The organism is Pseudomonas sp. WS 5051 (assembly GCF_012985715.1).
GTDB lineage: Bacteria > Pseudomonadota > Gammaproteobacteria > Pseudomonadales > Pseudomonadaceae > Aquipseudomonas > Aquipseudomonas bubulae.
This window is the reverse complement of sequence record NZ_JAAQWV010000001.1, coordinates 85,686-102,481: the sequence shown is the minus strand read 5'-3', so window position 1 is coordinate 102,481 and position 16,796 is coordinate 85,686. Positions and strand designations below refer to the sequence as shown.

At 61.2% G+C, this 16,796-nt stretch carries 10 protein-coding genes and 1 pseudogene; 2 read left to right on the top strand and 9 right to left on the bottom strand.

Going from position 1 to position 16,796, the window contains the following annotated elements; genetic code table 11:
- Nucleotides 1-143 precede the first annotated feature (143 nt).
- The 9 genes and pseudogenes from HBN79_RS00415 to cbiE all read right to left on the bottom strand — a co-directional run.
- Nucleotides 144-2,153: pseudogene (locus HBN79_RS00415) on the bottom strand (TonB-dependent copper receptor); the annotation flags it as partial.
- A 149-nt stretch (nt 2,154-2,302) separates the two neighbouring features.
- The gene (locus tag HBN79_RS00410) at nt 2,303-2,668 is read right to left on the bottom strand and encodes a DUF2946 domain-containing protein (RefSeq protein WP_095020802.1); all 366 of its coding nucleotides are present in this window, start codon (nt 2,666-2,668) and stop codon (nt 2,303-2,305) included.
- Nucleotides 2,669-2,716: 48 nt separating this feature from the next.
- The gene (locus HBN79_RS00405; RefSeq protein WP_095001015.1) at nt 2,717-3,211 is read right to left on the bottom strand and encodes a copper chaperone PCu(A)C; all 495 of its coding nucleotides are present in this window, start codon (nt 3,209-3,211) and stop codon (nt 2,717-2,719) included.
- 48 nt (nt 3,212-3,259) lie between these two features.
- Entirely contained in the window at nt 3,260-3,658 is a 399-nt protein-coding gene (locus HBN79_RS00400) for a DUF2946 domain-containing protein (RefSeq protein ID WP_095001016.1), read from the bottom strand.
- A gap of 109 nt (nt 3,659-3,767) precedes the next feature.
- Nucleotides 3,768-4,058, bottom strand: a complete 291-nt coding sequence (locus HBN79_RS00395) for an addiction module antidote protein (RefSeq protein WP_095024324.1) — start codon at nt 4,056-4,058, stop codon at nt 3,768-3,770.
- A 3-nt stretch (nt 4,059-4,061) separates the two neighbouring features.
- Nucleotides 4,062-4,364 (bottom strand): type II toxin-antitoxin system RelE/ParE family toxin, encoded by a 303-nt coding sequence (locus tag HBN79_RS00390; RefSeq protein WP_095020804.1) that lies wholly within the window; start codon nt 4,362-4,364, stop codon nt 4,062-4,064.
- 49 nt (nt 4,365-4,413) lie between these two features.
- On the bottom strand, nt 4,414-5,142 hold the full coding sequence (locus HBN79_RS00385; RefSeq protein ID WP_095025272.1) for a cobalt-precorrin-6A reductase: 729 nt from the start codon (nt 5,140-5,142) through the stop codon (nt 4,414-4,416).
- Nucleotides 5,139-6,236, bottom strand: coding sequence for a cobalt-precorrin-5B (C(1))-methyltransferase (locus tag HBN79_RS00380; protein ID WP_095026293.1), 1,098 nt, complete (start codon nt 6,234-6,236; stop codon nt 5,139-5,141). Before HBN79_RS00380 ends, HBN79_RS00385 begins: the two co-directional genes overlap by 4 nt.
- Nucleotides 6,229-7,440, bottom strand: coding sequence for a precorrin-6y C5,15-methyltransferase (decarboxylating) subunit CbiE (gene cbiE / locus HBN79_RS00375; protein ID WP_095017649.1), 1,212 nt, complete (start codon nt 7,438-7,440; stop codon nt 6,229-6,231). The genes HBN79_RS00380 and cbiE overlap by 8 nt, the downstream gene beginning before the upstream one ends.
- Nucleotides 7,441-7,628: 188 nt before the next feature.
- Here cbiE and HBN79_RS00370 point away from each other — a divergent pair, with 188 nt between their 5' ends.
- Nucleotides 7,629-12,848, top strand: coding sequence for a DUF6543 domain-containing protein (locus HBN79_RS00370; RefSeq protein ID WP_169916117.1), 5,220 nt, complete (start codon nt 7,629-7,631; stop codon nt 12,846-12,848).
- Between the two features lie 96 nt (nt 12,849-12,944).
- Nucleotides 12,945-16,709 (top strand): DUF6543 domain-containing protein, encoded by a 3,765-nt coding sequence (locus tag HBN79_RS00365; RefSeq protein WP_169916116.1) that lies wholly within the window; start codon nt 12,945-12,947, stop codon nt 16,707-16,709.
- Nucleotides 16,710-16,796 lie beyond the last annotated feature (87 nt).

Genomic DNA, 16,796 nt, shown 5'->3' with positions numbered 1-16,796 from the left:
GGTTGAAATTGTTGTCGTCAGTAAAGACCCTCACCCTAGCCCTCTCCCAGAGGGAGAGGGGACTGACCGCAGCGGGTTCAAGCACGGCGCAAATCAGCTCCCTCTTCCTCCGGGAGAGGGTTGGGGTGAGGGCTGGCGGTTTGTCAGAAACTCACATCCACCTTGGTCCACAGCGTGCGGCCTGGTTCATTGATGGCGCGCGGGTCATTGGCCGGGTAGCCGTACCCGGCGTTGCCCGCCATGTTCAGGTGCTCGCTGTAGTTTTTGTCCAGCAGGTTGTCGACCCCGGCGCTGACCTTGAGGTTTTTGTTGATGCGGTATGCACCGTTCAACGAGAACACGCCAAAGCCGGCACTTTTGCCAAAATCCTTGCCGACCACATTGCCCGCGTTGCGGTCTATGCGGTCCTGGCGCGCCACGACGCGCCACAGGGCGCCGGCACTCCAGTCGTCTTCGCTGTAGGTCAGGCCCAGGCGGGTGTCCAGCGGCGGCATTTGCGGCAGGGCCTTGCCATCGCTGGTGTTCTTGCCCCAGGCGTAGGCCAGGGTGGCGTCGGCTTTCCAGTTTGACGTCAACTGATACGCCGCGCCCAACTCGCCGCCCATGACCCGGGCGTTGATGTTTTGCGCTTGGGATGAGCCCTTGGCATAGTCGAACAGGATGTAGTCGCGAATCTCGCCGGCGTACACCGAGGCCCAGGCCTCCAGGGTGTCGGTCTTGTATTGCAGGCCCGCATCGAGCTGCGTGGTTTTCTCGGGCTTGATGGCGTCGAATGCATTCACCGAACCGGTCGGGCCGGAGCTCGGCGAAAACAGCTCCCAGTAATCGGGGAAGCGCTGAGTGTGGCCCAGCCCGGCGTACAGGGTGGTCGGGCTGTCGCTCAGGTCATGCTCGTAACGCACAAAACCGCTGGGCAGGGTGTCGGCGCGGGTCTTGTCCAGGGTCGGGTTGGGCTTGCTCATCATCCCCGAGCCGAGTCGGGCGCGGTAATCCTTGGCGGATGCGCGGTCAAGACGAGCACCGGTAATCAGCCGGTCGCGCTCGGCGGCGTACCAGGTCAACTCGCCAAAGGCGCCGTAGTTGTGGAAATCGGCGTCCTTGCTCCAGTTCTGGTCCTTGTAGGTATCGATGCCCATGCCCATGCGTTTGCGGTGTTCGTTGGTCTGCGCATCGATGCCGCTGATCAACTGGTAATCGGCCCAACGCCAGGTGGCCTTGATCCGCGCACCGAGGGTGCGGCGGTCGACGTTGGACGCCATCGGCCCGGCCATCATGCCGGTGCCCGACGGGGTACGCAGTGTGTAGTTGTCCATCACATGGTCGGCGTAGTTGTAGTAGACCTGGGCTTCGATCTTGTCGAGAACGTCGCCGATATTGGACTTTTCAAAGCGCAGTCCCAGGCTTTCGCGCTTGTACTGGCTGCCGTCCATGCCGCGTCCGGCCGAGCGCGCTTCACCGTCGCCCTTGCCGGCGGTGAGTTCCAGCAGGGTGTCGGCGTCCGGGGTCCAGCCCAGGGCAATGTCGCCGTTCCATTTGTCGTAACGCGACGGCACGGTGTCGCCGTTGCCGTCCTTGTAGTCATCGGCATGGGCGGTGTTGCCGATGACCCGCACATAGCCCAGCGGGCCACCGGCGGCGGCATCGATGGTTTTGTCGAAGCGCCCGTTGGAACCCGCCAGCAGGCTGGCATTGACCCGTGTGCCCAGTTCGCCGAAGTGCTCGGGCTCGCGTTCGAAGAGGATGGTGCCCGCCGAGGCGCCCGGGCCCCAGAGCACGGTTTGCGGGCCTTTGATCACCGTGAGCTGGTCGTAGGTTTCCGGCGAGATGTAGGAGGTGGGTGCGTCCATGCGCCCGGGACAGGCGCCGAGCATCATGCCGCCGTTGGTAAGGATATTCAGGCGCGAGCCGAACATGCCGCGCAGCACCGGGTCGCCATTGGTGCCGCCGTTGCGGATCAGGGCGAAGCCGGGGATGGTCTTGAGGTAGTCGCCGCCGTCACTGGCAGGCACGGGCTGGCGCGGGTCCTTGGGGTTGGTGACGATGGTCAGCGGTGAGCTGGGGGCGATGGCGGTGATCACCAGCGGGCTCAGCTCATTGCTGTGCCCGGCATGTTCGTCGGCCACAGCGGTGGTTGCCAGAATCGCACAGCACAGGGTGCTGAGGGTAAAGGGCAAACGGGAGGCAGCAGTAAAGCGGGACATAGACATTCCAATAGTCAGACGAATACAACTCGGCCACGCACCTGCGACTGTCTGAAACAGTGCATGCAGGTCGGCCAGATGATGTGTTGTGGTGTCGGTAGCTAAAGGAATACGGGAGGCGCGCGGGAGCGGGAGCCCGGGAAGACCGGTTGCCGGGCGTGGCCCAGGCGGGGATTGGCGGCCAGGTAACTGCGGGGTTCTGGTGAGTTATAGAGGGTCAGGCCCGGGGTGCCGGGCAAGGCCGGGCAACTGAACAGCAGGGTGCAGTAGCCGCACTTTTCCCAGATGGCATGGTGGTCGGCTGAAGGCTGTTCATGTTCGGCGTGCGCAGACATGTCCATGCTCATATCCATCGACATGGGCATGGAGGCGTGATGATCCATCGGCATCGCCTGGGAAATCAGCGGGCCGATAAAAATCATCAACATGGCAAACAGGCTCAGCCAACTGCCGCGAATATGCGACATGGAGTGCCTGGCGCGAGGTTCGCGCACGGGGATCAGCAACCTTGGCCGTTAGTGGGCGTGCATGTGTTCCATGCTGTCTTCAGGTGCCTGCTTCTGCACATTGACCTCAACCGGCACGGCGCCGGCTTTTTCAAAATGCAGGGTCAGCGGGAAGTGCTTGCCGTCCTGCAGCAGGCTGCGGTCCTTGAGACCGAACATCATCACGTGGTACGCCATGGGCGCAAAGGTGGCGGTGCCGCCGGGCGGCACTTCGACGCTGGCCACGGGCAGCATCTTCATCAAGTCGCCTTCCATGATGTGCTGGTGCAGTTCGGCCTTATCGGCAATCGGCGTGTCGACACTGACCAGCCGATCGGCCGTGCTGCCGGTGTTGTGAATGATGAAATACGCGGCCACGGTGGGCGCATTGGGCGGCAGCTCCTGGGACCACGGGTGGGCGATTTCGAGGTCGCCGCTTTTGTATTCGTGGGCGTTGGCAAAACAGGCAGGCAGCAACACAGCCGCCGCAATCACGACGTGCTTGAACAGGGAAAGGTTCAACATGGCAATTCTCCGGAACGATTCAAAACGCAAAGGGGTTGCGAGGAAGAATCAGACCAGGGGCGATGCGCGGGGGTTGAGGCTCGGCCATTGCTGTCGCGGGGTGGGGCGCTTGAGGTGATCCGGGACCAGGCTGTGGCCCCGCTCGATGGCGGCAAAGTAGAGCTTGGGAATATGCGCGGGCAGCGCCACCACCGGCGCGGCGCCCGAGCAGCACCAGCAATGCTGCATGGTGGAATGATCGTCATGCTGGTTGTCGGCGGGCTCGAACGTGCCCAACGATACGGCGACCATCTTGGTGCCGGTGGAGGAGCAGAAGCTGCTCCACATGAACTGCTCGGTGGGCCCTCGCTCAACGGATTGGGTCGCTCCGGCCATCGACATGGCGAGCATGTTGAACAGCACTGCAAAGCAGGCGATCCAGGCAAATGCAAACCGTTGTCGGGACATGACGAATTCCGTGAGTGGAGCGATCAAGGGGCTATTTAGCCTGAATGCTCGGCGTAAGTAAAAAGTGCGGGTGTGGCGAAGTGTCGCGATCGGCCAGTACGCGCAAATTTCAGGCTGCTGTGGCATGCAGCTTGAGCCCCAGCGCCTTCATCACTTTGATGATAGTCGCGAACTCGGGGTTGCCCTTGCTGCCCAGGGCCTTGTACAGGCTTTCACGGCCCAGCCCGGCTTCGCGGGCGATTTGAGTCATGCCTTGGGCGCGGGCGATATCGTTGAGCGCCGCTCGGATCAGACTGCCGTCGCCGGGGTCCTCTTCGAAACAGGCGTCCAGGTAAGCCGCCATATCCTCCGGGGACTTCAGGTAGTCAACGGTATCGAAACGGGTAAGTTGCTCGGTCATGCGTCAGTCCTCATTACCCAGTGTGTGTGCCATTTGTTTTGCGCGTTTTATATCTCGTGTCTGGGTGGTTTTATCGCCGCCAACAAGCAGCAGGTAGAACACTTCGCCTTTGCGGGTGTAATAGACTCGATAACCGGGCCCGCAGTGAATCCGCATTTCGTAAACACCGCCACCGACGCACTCGCAGTCGGCGAAGTGACCCAAACCGGCTGCTTTCAGGCGAGCAAGAATGCGGGCTTGCCCGGTTTTGTCTTTAAGTGCGCCCAACCATTTGGCGAATTCGCGTGTTTGTTCGAAAGTGATCATGGGGCATGATCGTATTCTGAAGGATACACCATCGCCAGCTTTTACACATTCACAAATAATTCCCCTGCGCCAACCCTTCCATCAGCTCCTCGACCGTCCGGAACTCCCGATCCACCTGCGCCAGCGTCGGCCGCTTGAGGATCAACACCGGCACTGCGCGCTCGCGGGCAACTTGCAGCTTGGGTTCGGTGGCGCTGCTGCCGCTGTTTTTGCTGATCAATACGTCGATGCGCCGTTGTGCAAACAACAGGCGTTCGTCATCGATGAGGAACGGCCCGCGTGCGCCAATCACGTCGCAGCGTGCAGTGCCGGGGTAAGCGTCGAGGGCGCGCAGGGTCCAGAACTGCTCTGGCGGAATTTCGTGCAGGTGCTCCAGCGGCTCACGGCCCAAGGTGAACAAGGGGCGCTGGAAGGTGGCGAGCGCTTCCACCAGTTCGCTCCAATCTGCCACTTCACGCCAGTCATCGCCCGTCTGCGCCACCCAGGCCTGGCGGCGCAGCGCCCAGCACGGGATGCCACTGGCAGCAGCAGCGAGGGCCGCGTTATGGCTGATTTTCGCCGCGTAGGGGTGGGTGGCGTCCAGCAGCATGTCGATGCGCTGTTCGCGGATGTACTGCGCCAAACCTTCAGCGCCGCCATATCCGCCCACCCGTACCTCGCAGGTCAGGTCCGTCGGCACCCGGCCAACCCCGGCCAGGCTGTAGACATGCTGCGGGCCCAGGGTACGGGCAATGGCCAGCGCCTCGGTGACGCCGCCCAATAACAAAATACGTTTCATGCAAAGGCTCCGGCGTGACCGACAATCCCGCCCTGGCGGTCGATGGCAAACACTTCGACCTGTACCTGGGCCGGCACCACGCTGCGGGCAAAGTCCAGAGCGTGCTGGCACACCACATCGCCCAACGCGATACCGGCCGCACTGGCCATCGCCAGGGCTTGCTGGCTGGTGTTGGCCTGGCGGATGGCCTCCTGGAGTGGATGGTCGGCCCCGATATCCGCTGCCCATTGGGCCAGTTGCGGCAGGTCGATGCTGGAATGGCGACTGTGCAGGTCCATATGCCCGGCGGCCAGTTTGCTGATCTTGCCGAAACCGCCGCAAATGCTCAGTTTATCCACAGGCACTTTGCGCAGATGCTTGAGCACTGCGCCGACAAAGTCGCCCATTTCGATCAGGGCGATTTCCGGCAAGTTGTAGACCCGGCGCATGGTGTCTTCGCTGGCATTGCCGGTGCAGGCGGCAATGTGCAGGTAACCGTTGGTCTTGGCGACGTCTATGCCCTGGTGGATAGAGGCGATATACGCCGCGCAGGAAAACGGCCGCACGATGCCGCTGGTGCCCAGGATCGACAGCCCGCCGAGAATCCCCAGGCGCGGGTTCATGGTTTTCAGGGCCAGGGCTTCGCCGTCCTGTACGTTGACAGTCACTTCAAAGCCACCGCCGTAACCCAGTTCGGTTGCCAGTTGCTGCAGGTGCTCGGTGATCATTTTGCGTGGCACAGGGTTGATCGCCGGCTCGCCCACGTTCAATACCAGACCCGGGCGGGTTACGGTGCCGACACCTTGCCCGGCAACAAAGCCAATGCCCGGTTCCGGTCGCAAGCGCACCCGTGAATAGAGCAGTGCGCCGTGGGTCACGTCGGGATCGTCGCCGGCGTCCTTGATGGTGCCCGCTTCGGCGCCGTCTTGCCACAGACGGCAGAACTCCAGGCGCATTTGCACCTGTTTACCCTTGGGCAAAGTGATTTGCACGGCGTCGTTACACACGCCGCCCAGCAGCAGGCGGGCAGCGGCCAGGCTGGTGGCGGTGGCGCAGCTGCCGGTGGTCAGGCCGCTGCGCAGGGGGGCGGGTTGTTCGGCAGTTTCGTCACGCATCGAGAGGCTTGGTCATGTCCAGAAGGGTAATCGGCAACGCCTGACGCCAGGTGTCGAATTCACCCAGGGGCTGGGCCTGGGCAATATGGATGCGGGTCAGTTCGCCGCCGTGGCGCTCGCGCCAGCTCATCAGCAGCATTTCGCTTTGCAGGGTGACGGCATTGGCCACCAGCCGCCCGCCGGGCTTGAGTCGCTGCCAGCAGGTGTCGAGCACGCCTTCGCGGGTTACGCCGCCACCGATAAAAATCGCGTCCGGGGGCTCCAGACCGTCAAGAGCCTGAGGTGCCTTGCCGCGAATAAGTTGCAGGCCGGGCACACCAAGGGTATCGCGGTTACGTTCGATCAGTTGCTGGCGGCCTTCGTCGGCTTCAATCGCCAAGGTGCGGCAACTCGGCCAGGTACGCATCCACTCGATGCCGATCGAACCGCTGCCCGCGCCTACGTCCCACAGCAATTGGCCTGGCAGTGGCGCGAGGCGGGCGAGGGTTACGGCGCGCACATCGCGCTTGGTCAACTGGCCATCATGCTCGAACGCGCTGTCGGGCAGCCCACCGATACGTGACAGCGGCCGGGCGCTGGCGTCGGCCAGGCAATCGATGGCGACCAGGTTAAGCGCCGCGACGGGCGGGTCACTCCAGTCGCAGGCGCGGGTGTCGATCCTGCGTTCAGCCTGGCCGCCCAGGTGTTCCAGCACCGTCATGCGGCTGGGACCAAATCCCTGCGCGCTCAGCAGACGGGCGATGATGGACGGGCTGCTGCCATCGTTGCTCAGTACCAGCAGACGTACACCGCTGTGCAGGTGGGCATTGAGGGCGACGACGGGGCGTGCCACTACCGACAGCGTGACTACGTCCTGCAGGGCCCAGCCCATGCGTGCTGCGGCCAGGGAAAAGGACGATGGCGCTGGCAGCACCTGCATTTCATCCCGCGCTACCCGTCGCGCCAGGCTGGCGCCGACACCAAACAGCATGGGGTCGCCGCTGGCCAGTACGCAGGTCGGCGTGTTGCGCAGGGCCAGCACTGGGGCCAGTGAAAACGGGCTCGGCCAGGTCTGGCGCTCGGCGCGAATGCAGGCGGGCAGCAGGTCGAGCTGGCGCTGGCTGCCGATTACGCGGGTCGCGCCCAACAAGGCGCGGCGCGCATTTTTGCCCAGCCCGGCAAAACCGTCCTCACCGATTCCCACAACTGTTAGCCAGGGCGACATGCCGATCCTCTTGATAAACGCCGGGTTGTTCCTCCGCTACCGGGCGAAGGCCCTGCGGATACAGGTGCGCATGATAACGCGCCTTGCCCTGCACCAGAGTTCATCTTTACAGGTGGTAGCCGGTTAATGCCGTTGTACCGGAGATTCGGGCCAAGATTTGCCTTCCGTGGGTTCTGAGGCAGTCGCCAGTGACAGATGATCAGCTTGAGCCGGATGACTGGCTCGCCGCCATGCAAACAGGGTATCTGGACAACCTGGCGCGGCTCGATGCCGCGGGGCAACTCACGGCGCAAGAGTTTATCTGTCTGCAGCAGGTCATTGCGGTGCAACCGCAGCATGTCTATGCCCTTGAGCTTGGCGCGGACAACGCCCCGGCCGCCGATCTTGCCGGCCATTTCATCGTAACCCGGGCAGACAGCAACCCGCCGGGCGCATTCCTGTATTCCCCTCTCGGTGGATTGGAACGCATCGCCAATTCAACCGCGCTGCGCATAACCCTCAAGCGGCGTCTGGCCGACCCGCTGGTACGTGACACCTTGTTGCGCTTTATGCCGATCGAGGTGCGTGAAGACCTGAAAAAACTGCGCTCCCTGAGGATCAGGCGGTGCTTGATTGAGGGTCGGGTATTTGAGCATCGCACACGCTCGTTGCAGGATCTGCGTTTGCACAACCTTGAGTTGTTGAGGGCGCGCCTGCTCGATCTTCCGTCCCTGCGCGGGGTGCTCAATGCACAGCTCACGCTGGCCCTGGAGCACGAGTTCCAGGGGTTGGGCCTGTCTGCTCAGACGCTGCAGGTCAACAGCTATGCGATGGCGACGGCTGGCAGCCAGCCACCGTTGTCGAGCATGAGCCTTCTGGATCTGGCACTGGCGTACCTGGGCAAAGGCGAGTGGCCGGGTAATCACATCCGCGAGTATCTGAGCCCGACCGTAGCCTTCGATGCAGCTCAAGCACGATCACCCTCGCTGGATGTGCGCATGTACCAGTTGGTCAGGGAAATTGTCGGGGGCATTCAGGCCGTGATGCAGCAGCAACTCGAAGCCTGGTGGTATCTGGACATAAAAGGGTTGAGCCTGAGGGTGCTGGCTGTTCAGTTTATGGGCGACCGGTTTTTCAATGAGTTGTTACAGGCTCGTCACGAGGGGCGGATTGATCCCGTGCAGTTCGATGCACTGTTGGCTGTGGGGCGCTCGCGCCTGAATGATGATCGATATGCCCATGGGCAATGGCGGCCCGCCCGCCTGTCATTGCTGGGGCAGGGGGGTGCCAGGGTAGAACTGGCCGGGCTGTTCAGTGTGTCTGTACCGGTCTCCACTCCCGAGCTGTTTTTGTTCAGCGAACAGGCTGCACTTGAGCGCTTTGACAATGACGAGACGCTCAAGGGCCAGGTGCTCGCACGGCTCAAGGAGCCCCGCGACAGAGACAACCTGCTCGGTCATGTGTCACGCGATCAGCGGCCGGTATTGCGCCTTATGCTTGACCCGGTCCTGAGTGTCGAGACCATCGAGGGTGATCTGTTCGAAAACCGTGTGCGCTCCATCATCGACAAGCAGGCGCGGGATTTTACCTTTCTGCTCGGTGCCATACGTGGCAAGGACTGTAATGTGAATGCCGTGGTGGATCACGGGCTGGATGTGCGTGCGCTGCTCGATCCACGCTTGACGGAGCCCAACCAGCAAGGGCGCTGGAGTACCCGGCTGGCGCTTGATGGCCCGGCGACAGCTGCGGCTACGGCAGGTGACAGCGCTACGTTACCTTTGATCCAAAGCAAACTGCAGGTGCTCAACGGGCAGGTAGCCCTGATGCTGCTGGGCCGGCCCGAGCTCAGGGGCTTTGCCCACCGACGGCTCAAGCAGCATCTGGCGTCGCCTGGTTTGAGCCATTTGATCCCCGGGCATCTGGTGCTGCGTATTTATGGCACCGCGGCTTTGCGCAAGCAGTTGGAGCCGTTGCGGGTTATCCCGCTGGTCGATGCGTTGCTGGATCGGGTCACAGGCTGGAGTCCGCTCCCGGTCGATGGCGCGCGAATACGTCTTGGCGTGCAAAAAAACAGCCCGGACATCAAGCCGATCCATTACCCCGATGGCGCAGCCGTCCTGGCCTTGCTCGACCGCGCTTCTGTGGGCCTCGTTGCGCAATTCATGCAGCAACTGCACGGGTTTTACTATATGGGGATGGCCGCATTGGCGGGTTCGACCGTGATTAGCCGACTGGCCCGGTTCCGGGGCTCGGCGCTGCGTTACGAGGCATTCGTCAGGCAGATGGACGGGCGCCTGGACAGTAACGGGAGTGCCATTGTCAGGGCTGTGCTGGAGCATTCGACCTACCTTGCACGACGGGCGCTCAACGGGTTTATCCCCGATGTCTGCGAGCTGGCGTTAACCCTGCCGGGCAGACGCCCAAGCATCACGCTGCGCAACTGCCTTGTGATGACCGGGCGCGGTGGCACTGACAGCGTCAACTCCGGGCAAGCCGTCTTGTGGACGGCAGCCTGGAGCCTGGAATGTTTCGATTCACTGGCATCATGCCTTGAGACCTTGCAGGCCCGCTTGCGGGATCGTGTTGAACAATGGCATCTGTTGCGCTGTATCAGCTTGCGTGAGCGCGAAAGGGTGCAGGCCGCCGTTGATGTGAAATGGACTGCCAGCGTGATCGACACCGACTGGCTTGAAGCCTGCCAGCGCCGGGAGACAGAAAAACACCTCAGTGATATCGGCTTCCTGCTGGAGCGAGGTGTGGTGCAGCAGGTGTCGGCACCGGAACTGGTCAACCAGGTGGATTGCTACTGGTCGGAGCAGGCGCAGTTCAATGTTGACGCAACGCTCGCCGCCGCCCGCCAATGGCAGTTCCGTGAGGGTTTGCCTGACTGGCTCAAGCACGCTGCGGCCAGTGACCAGCAAGCCTACGGTCGGATCCTGCTGCGAATTCAACAGGCCGGGAGCGAGGGGTATTCGCAAGACGTGCCCGAGCTGCTCGACTATGCCCGCGAGCGGTTGTTGGCACGCTTGAGGGCTGACTTTCCGGGCGTGGCAATTGACCCGGACAAGGTCGAAATCAGTGTGGTGCAATACAGCGGACCGGCTGGCGGAGAGATCGCCGGAGGCGCGGCAGTCTCCAGGCTGAGGCGATCGCTGACGTACTTTGCCCTGAGTCATTTTTTCAATGTGCACTCTGGCGTGCGCAGCTATCGCTCACTGGGCGAAGAACCTTTGCCTGCGGGGCTGGATGACCACTATGTGAGTGAGCTGGTGCGTTCGCTGGATCTTGGCGAAAGCTATCAGGCCCTGCTGGTCGAAAAGCTCACCCCGGGCCATGAGGGGGCTGCACGGCGTCAGGGCTTGTTCTGTCAGCAGCTGCCTGCGCAGGTGCTCGAAGACGCGCTGCAAGCCCGAATCAAGGGCGCATTGAGCCTGACGGCCCATGATTTCGTTGAGCATGTACTGAACAGCCCGGACGCCAAAGCCCGCGAACGCTTCAAGGGCATCGAGCTGGTCGTGCGGCCACTGGCTTTTCGCGCCGTAACCGGTCGTCATCCCGACCGGGCGCAGGGCATGTACCTGATTGGTCCGGCTGCTCTGGATAGCGGGCCGCAGGTGTTGTATGTGCTCTACGGCAAGGGGCCTGCGCTTCGAGAGTACAGCAGCCAGTCCGATTTTCTGCATCGATTGCACGGTTCTGGAGCCTTGCAGGACGAGGTGCTGGAGCGGCTGGAACCCCGGGTTCGTAAAATTTATGAATATGGGGGATTTCGCGAGCCGCATATCGGCTATGTCGATCCGACCTTGAGCTCGCCGCAGGTGGCCAATCCTCCCGCCAGCCTCGATCCCGGCCAGTTGACCGGTAACTGCCTGAACAGGTTGTACGTCGACACCCTCAACGTGCGGCTGGCCCTGGCTCGTACCCAGGCCCGCAGCGCAGCGCAGGCGGACTGGGCTTCCCTTGTGTATCTGCTGTCGCTGCTGGCGGACACTGCTTTGCTGATTCTGCCGGGCAAGCTGAGTGTGCCCTTGATGATCTGGCAGGCCCAGACCAGTGCACAGTCAGCTGCTCAGGCCGTGGCAGATGATCGCTGGGGGCAGGCCGTGTTTGATTTTGCCACGGCGTTGTTGATGATCGCGGGGAGCCATGGCGCACTGAGGCGCACAACCGGGGAACCCCACGTCGTTGCTGCCTTCGAGGCCCCTCTGGAGACCATGACCCGTGAACAGCAGGCCAGCTTGCGGCCCTATGCGGCCAATCATGTGTCGTTGGATAATCTGCATGAAGACACTGGCTCCGGGTTGTTTACTGACCCCGAGTCAGGCCACCGCTTTATCGTTCTGGACGGGCAGGTGTTTCAAGTCGCAGCCTGGCAGGATCGATGGCGTATTCATATTGGTGAAGACCGCGATGGCCCTCTGGTCAAACGCAGCCCCCATCAGCGCTGGGTACTCGATCTCAAGGAACCGTTGCCAGGCGGTGGCCAGGCACTGGGCACGCGGTCGGGTACATCGGGGAGCGTTTCGTTTGGACGGGAGCACACAGTTACGGTCCTGGGCATGCCTGCCATCGAACGTCTGCAGCCACGCAAGGCCCAGGTGATTCGGGAGGCGCACGAACAGGCTATTCGCTATCTGACTGATTGCAGGGCGCATCTGCAATCAGTCGGCTCCGCCAGCCAGCTGAATGCCCAGACCCGGCGCTTTCTTGCCAGGGTCTTCAGTGTGAGCCAGATCGACGACCCCTTGCTCGACAAGCTCAAACGCATCGTCGACAAACTGCTGACGGCCCTGCAATCCACCGAGTTTTCACCACAGCATTCCAGCCGCTACGGCTTGTACTCACCGCCCAACCCGCGAGAAGTGGCGCGGGTTTCTTCGCTGGGCAGCGTGATCAAACGCAAGACCGTGCTTTTTTCTCAGGGTTACTTCGCCTCGGCCGACGAGATTTTCAGCCTGTCAGTGATGGGGGTGGACGGCCGCGAGTTCGACCGGGTCAAGCATTCGACGGCCACCATTCTGCTCCATGAATTCAGCCACCTGGTCATGGGTACCATTGATATCAATTATCTGGGTGTAAGCCATCCCTTCGAAGAGTTGCTGGTTCCCGAGCGTGACTGGGATGGTCAGATACGTACGCTTAAAAGGCAGATGCAGGATCACCGTTATCGTCAACTGACCACCGAAATTCGCAAGGCAGATCTTTTCAAGGAGAAGTACAGCAACCGGCGCAGTTACCTGCCCCTCCCTTTCAAGCTGGCACACAGCTTGATCCACAAGACCCGCAGCAAAAACATCGAAGAGGTGCGTGACCGGTTTTTCAGTGACCCGGTGTTTCGCGAGAGGGTGATCCTGATGAATGCCGACTCTCAGACGTTGTTGATTACCTGGCTCGGGTACTTCAAACCGGCAACTGTCGCTGTCGTTTGATCCCCCGGAAAGTGCCCGGGTATCTATGTAGTGCCGTTGTCGTCCGGGGGCGCGATAGCGTGTTGTGCATTGTCCGCAAGCGAAGAGAGATCACCCATGAAGGCAATCACTTCCACATTTAATTCCGGCTCTGCATCGAACGAAACCTTCAATGTCCGCCCGATGGCTGCTGGCAACGGCGGGCAGGCCGAGGGGCTGGTGATGCAGTTAATGAACATCGCTTCCCAGGTTGATGAATTGTTGCGGCCATGGCCTGCACCGTTTTCGTATGCGTATTCAAGGCTGGTGAAAGCGCTGGCCCGCGCGGGGCATGACGTGCTGGAGCTCGACCGTATGCGGTTACGGGTCGCTGGCTTGCGTGAGCCGGTGTCGCTGATGGAAGCATTGTTGCAACAGGTCACCGGACTACAGCCGCTGCCGCGTGATCCCGAAAGAATAGAGGCGGGCCTGCACTTGCTGGATACCCCGGATCTCAATCCGCCCAAGCCACTTTCAGGCAGTGAACTAATCAACGTCATGGATCAGGCCGCAGCGGGGTTTTTCCAGGGGTATGTCAATCAGCTCCGTGCGTTTTTCTATACCCCGGCCCCACCGCCGAGGGCCGATACGTTGATCGACAGGCTGTGTACCCTGAGGTTGGCGATGCTACGGGCCGAATTGCAGCTGATGCAATCGGGCAACCGGCTTTCAGCGGCGGACCTGGCGGTGCTGGGCGCGGTGCTGAGCCAGCCGGTGAGCGCCCGGCGTCCAGCATTGGCAGGGTTTGTTCCCGATGTGTTTGCCATTGCACTATCAATCAATGGCGCACAGGCCGGGCTGGATATCGTCAACTGTCTGTTGTTCACCGAACGCGGTGGTCAGCAGCCTGCAACTGCCGGCCGGGCCATATTCTGGAGCCCGGATTCGGGGTTCGAAGGCTTTGCGTCGGTGGGCGAGTGCACCACCCAACTGCAAGCCCGCCTGGCGGACAAGGCACGGCGCTGGGAACTGCTGAGCCATGTCAGCACGGGCACGCAGCCGCAGGTTACGGCCTGGCTGGACAGCACCGCTAACGGGAAAATTGGCGGGCTTCAATTCGAACGTGTTGAACACGACTTTGTCCGAGAGACCCAGCTACGGGCTATTGCCAAGGTGCTGGCGGACGCCGGCTTTGCCTGCCGTACGGCTCAAGCCATCCCCTTGTCGGCGCAAGCCTTTGAAAATCTTATCCACAGTGAACTGGTACAAGGTCGGGCAGGGCTGGTGTTGGAGCCTGTGGTTGAAATGGCGCGCCTGCAAGCGTTTGAGGCGGCAATACCGCAGTGGTTGAAAAACGCCTCGAAGGCAGACAAGTTGGCTTATGCCGGGTTGTTGCAGCGCTATCCAGGGGCAGGGCAGGAACAGCAAAACTACCTGCATGATATCCCGCCGCTTGCCGAGTACGCCCGCGCGTTACTGAAACTGCGTCTGGAGCTCGACTTCGCGGGGCAGGCGCCAGACCCGGATGCGATCGAGGTGGTGATCGACACCTATGTGCCTTCCCCGGTACCGGTTGGTAGCACGCCCTCTTTTTTGCCAGCGGCGACGACGCGCACTGTTCAGACCCTCACGCAATTTTCGCTTAACGGTTTTTACCGGCTCAATGCAGGCGCGATTTCCTTGCGAGCCCCTAATGGCAGTGCGTTGCCGACGGCCTTGAATGCGACGTATGTAAAACGACTGACCCGACAACTGGAAATCGGCGCGCATTACCGTGCTTTGTTGCAAGACAAGCTGGCGCCCGGAAAACCGGGGGTGACCTTGCGCCAACAACAATTCTCCGAGCAGCTCTCGCTGCAGGTGATGGAACAGGCCCTGCGGGAAAAACTGATCGACCCTGGCCAGGAGATGGCGTATCGGTACATACAGCAGGTCATCAACATGCCAGATGGAGCGGCCCGCCTGACGTTGGACAGAATGCCGATCATCGTCCGGCCATTTGAGCTGGTAGCCGAGCCCGAAGCCGATCCTGATCGGGCCAGGGGGCTCTACATCATTGGGCCTGTGGAGTCAGGCGCCGGGCCGCAGATCCTGTGGGTCAACTACAGCGAGCGCTTTACATTCAAAGCGTACAACAACGAAGCCGCCTTGCTCGACGACCTGCGTATCAACACGGACCTGCAGGCGCTGGTGCTCCAGCGTCTTGAGCCCGAGGCCCGTAAAACCTACAACTATGGCGGTTTTGTGGAGCCCCATATCCCGCAGTATGTGGACGCGTCCCTCGGCAGTTTCATGCTCAGGCCGGCCCCCCCGACCCTGGCGCCAAGGCCCATCGCGGGCAATCTGTTTGAACAGTTGTATGTCGACAACTACCACCTGTTGCTGGACATGGCCGCCGCCCAGTCGAAGACCTCCGCCGAAGCCGACTGGGAGTCATTCAAGTACCTGTTTTCGTTGATTGCATCGACTGCGTTGATGTTTTTGCCTGCCAGGCTGAGTATTCCCATGGTGGTCTGGCAAACGGCGGGTTTTGTGCAGCAGGGTTTCGAGGCCGCGCAAAAAGGCGAGTGGGGCGAAGCCGTGGCTGATTTTGCCTCGTCGCTGGCACAGATAGGCAGTGGTTATCTGACACTGCGCCAACTGAAAACAGTGACTCCGACAGTCTTGCGTCAGCCGCAGTCCGAAGCGGCGGTGCACCTCACGCCTGAGCAGGAGATCGGCCTGCAGCCCTTTCAGGCCAATGATGTGGCCTTGCTGGAGCTCAAGCAGGACAGCCTGACCCGGTTGTACCGTCACCCGGGCACAGGTCTTCACTATGTGCTGCTGGGCGGGCATGTTTTTCAGGTGCAGGCCTGGCGCGAGCGCTGGCGCATTTTTATCGGAGAAGGCCGCGAAGGGCCGCTGGTGAAAATCAACGAGCGTGAGCATTGGGAGCTTGATCTCAAGGAACCGTTACTGGGGGGCGGCCCTGTACTGTCGACCACTGCTTCGATATCCGACCGCCTGACCCATGAGATGCAGGCCATCGGCATGGCCAGCATTGAGCGGCGCTTTCCTGACAAGGCACAGGCCATTCGCGAGGCCCATGCCCAGGCCGTCACCTACCTGCAGCGCAGTCAAAGCGCCCTGCACACCTTGCTCGAACCGGGGACGCAGAATGCCCGGAACCGAGCGTTGATACAGACGTTCTTTGATGTGGAACACGTTGATCAGCCGTTGCTTGACCGACTCAATGAAACGATCGGGCCCCTGCTTGCGAGGTTTTTGCATCCCGATCTGTCGCCGCTGACTTCCAGTAAATACGTGGTCTGCCGCTCCCGGTTCAACGACAAGGCCGTCGCCTGGATTCACCGCTGGGATTTGCACAAGCGCCTGTACTTGAGTGAGCATTTTTTCAGCACTCTATTTGAAACACCCAACGCCTTGAGCCAGGCATTTGTGAAAGCCACCCAGCCACCTTTCAGGACCAACGTGCATTATCGGGCGGCCTTTATGCTGCATGAGATCAGCCATCAGGCGCTTGATACCGAGGACATCAACTATCTGAATCCCGGCTTTCCTTACGAGGACCTGCTGGATGAATCAACCCCCCTGGGCAGCCAGATCAAGTCGTTTAACCAGATCGTCCAGAGTTGCCATTCACCCTATATCTCGACCGAGCACCTGTTTCAGCAATTTGATCCTGAAGAGCGCACCTGGGCGGATATACCCGCTAACCCGGGCAAGGCCAAAATCAAGGCGCTTAGCGGTGTCAGGACCCTTGAGCAAGCGCGGCCGATCTTTAAACACGATGCTCGTAAACGCATTGACCTCATGCTGGCCAATGCCGATTCCGTGGTGTTGTTGATCACCCGTCTGGGCCGGGATCATCCACAACTGCCCGAGGTTAATACACGGGAGTAGTCATTCCGTCCGGCAGGCTTTTCATGCACTCGCCCAAAGCAGGCATAATGCGCGACCTGCAATAGCGTATTGCCTGCTCTGGATAGC

Coding starts and splice junctions, on each gene's coding strand:
- HBN79_RS00365 (WP_169916116.1), top strand. CDS start 12,945: ATGAAGGCAATCACTTCCACATTTAATTCCGGCTCTGCATCGAACGAA.
- HBN79_RS00395 (WP_095024324.1), bottom strand. CDS start 4,058: ATGACCGAGCAACTTACCCGTTTCGATACCGTTGACTACCTGAAGTCC.
- HBN79_RS00400 (WP_095001016.1), bottom strand. CDS start 3,658: ATGTCCCGACAACGGTTTGCATTTGCCTGGATCGCCTGCTTTGCAGTG.
- HBN79_RS00405 (WP_095001015.1), bottom strand. CDS start 3,211: ATGTTGAACCTTTCCCTGTTCAAGCACGTCGTGATTGCGGCGGCTGTG.
- HBN79_RS00390 (WP_095020804.1), bottom strand. CDS start 4,364: ATGATCACTTTCGAACAAACACGCGAATTCGCCAAATGGTTGGGCGCA.
- HBN79_RS00410 (WP_095020802.1), bottom strand. CDS start 2,668: ATGTCGCATATTCGCGGCAGTTGGCTGAGCCTGTTTGCCATGTTGATG.
- cbiE (WP_095017649.1), bottom strand. CDS start 7,440: ATGTCGCCCTGGCTAACAGTTGTGGGAATCGGTGAGGACGGTTTTGCC.
- HBN79_RS00385 (WP_095025272.1), bottom strand. CDS start 5,142: ATGAAACGTATTTTGTTATTGGGCGGCGTCACCGAGGCGCTGGCCATT.
- HBN79_RS00380 (WP_095026293.1), bottom strand. CDS start 6,236: ATGCGTGACGAAACTGCCGAACAACCCGCCCCCCTGCGCAGCGGCCTG.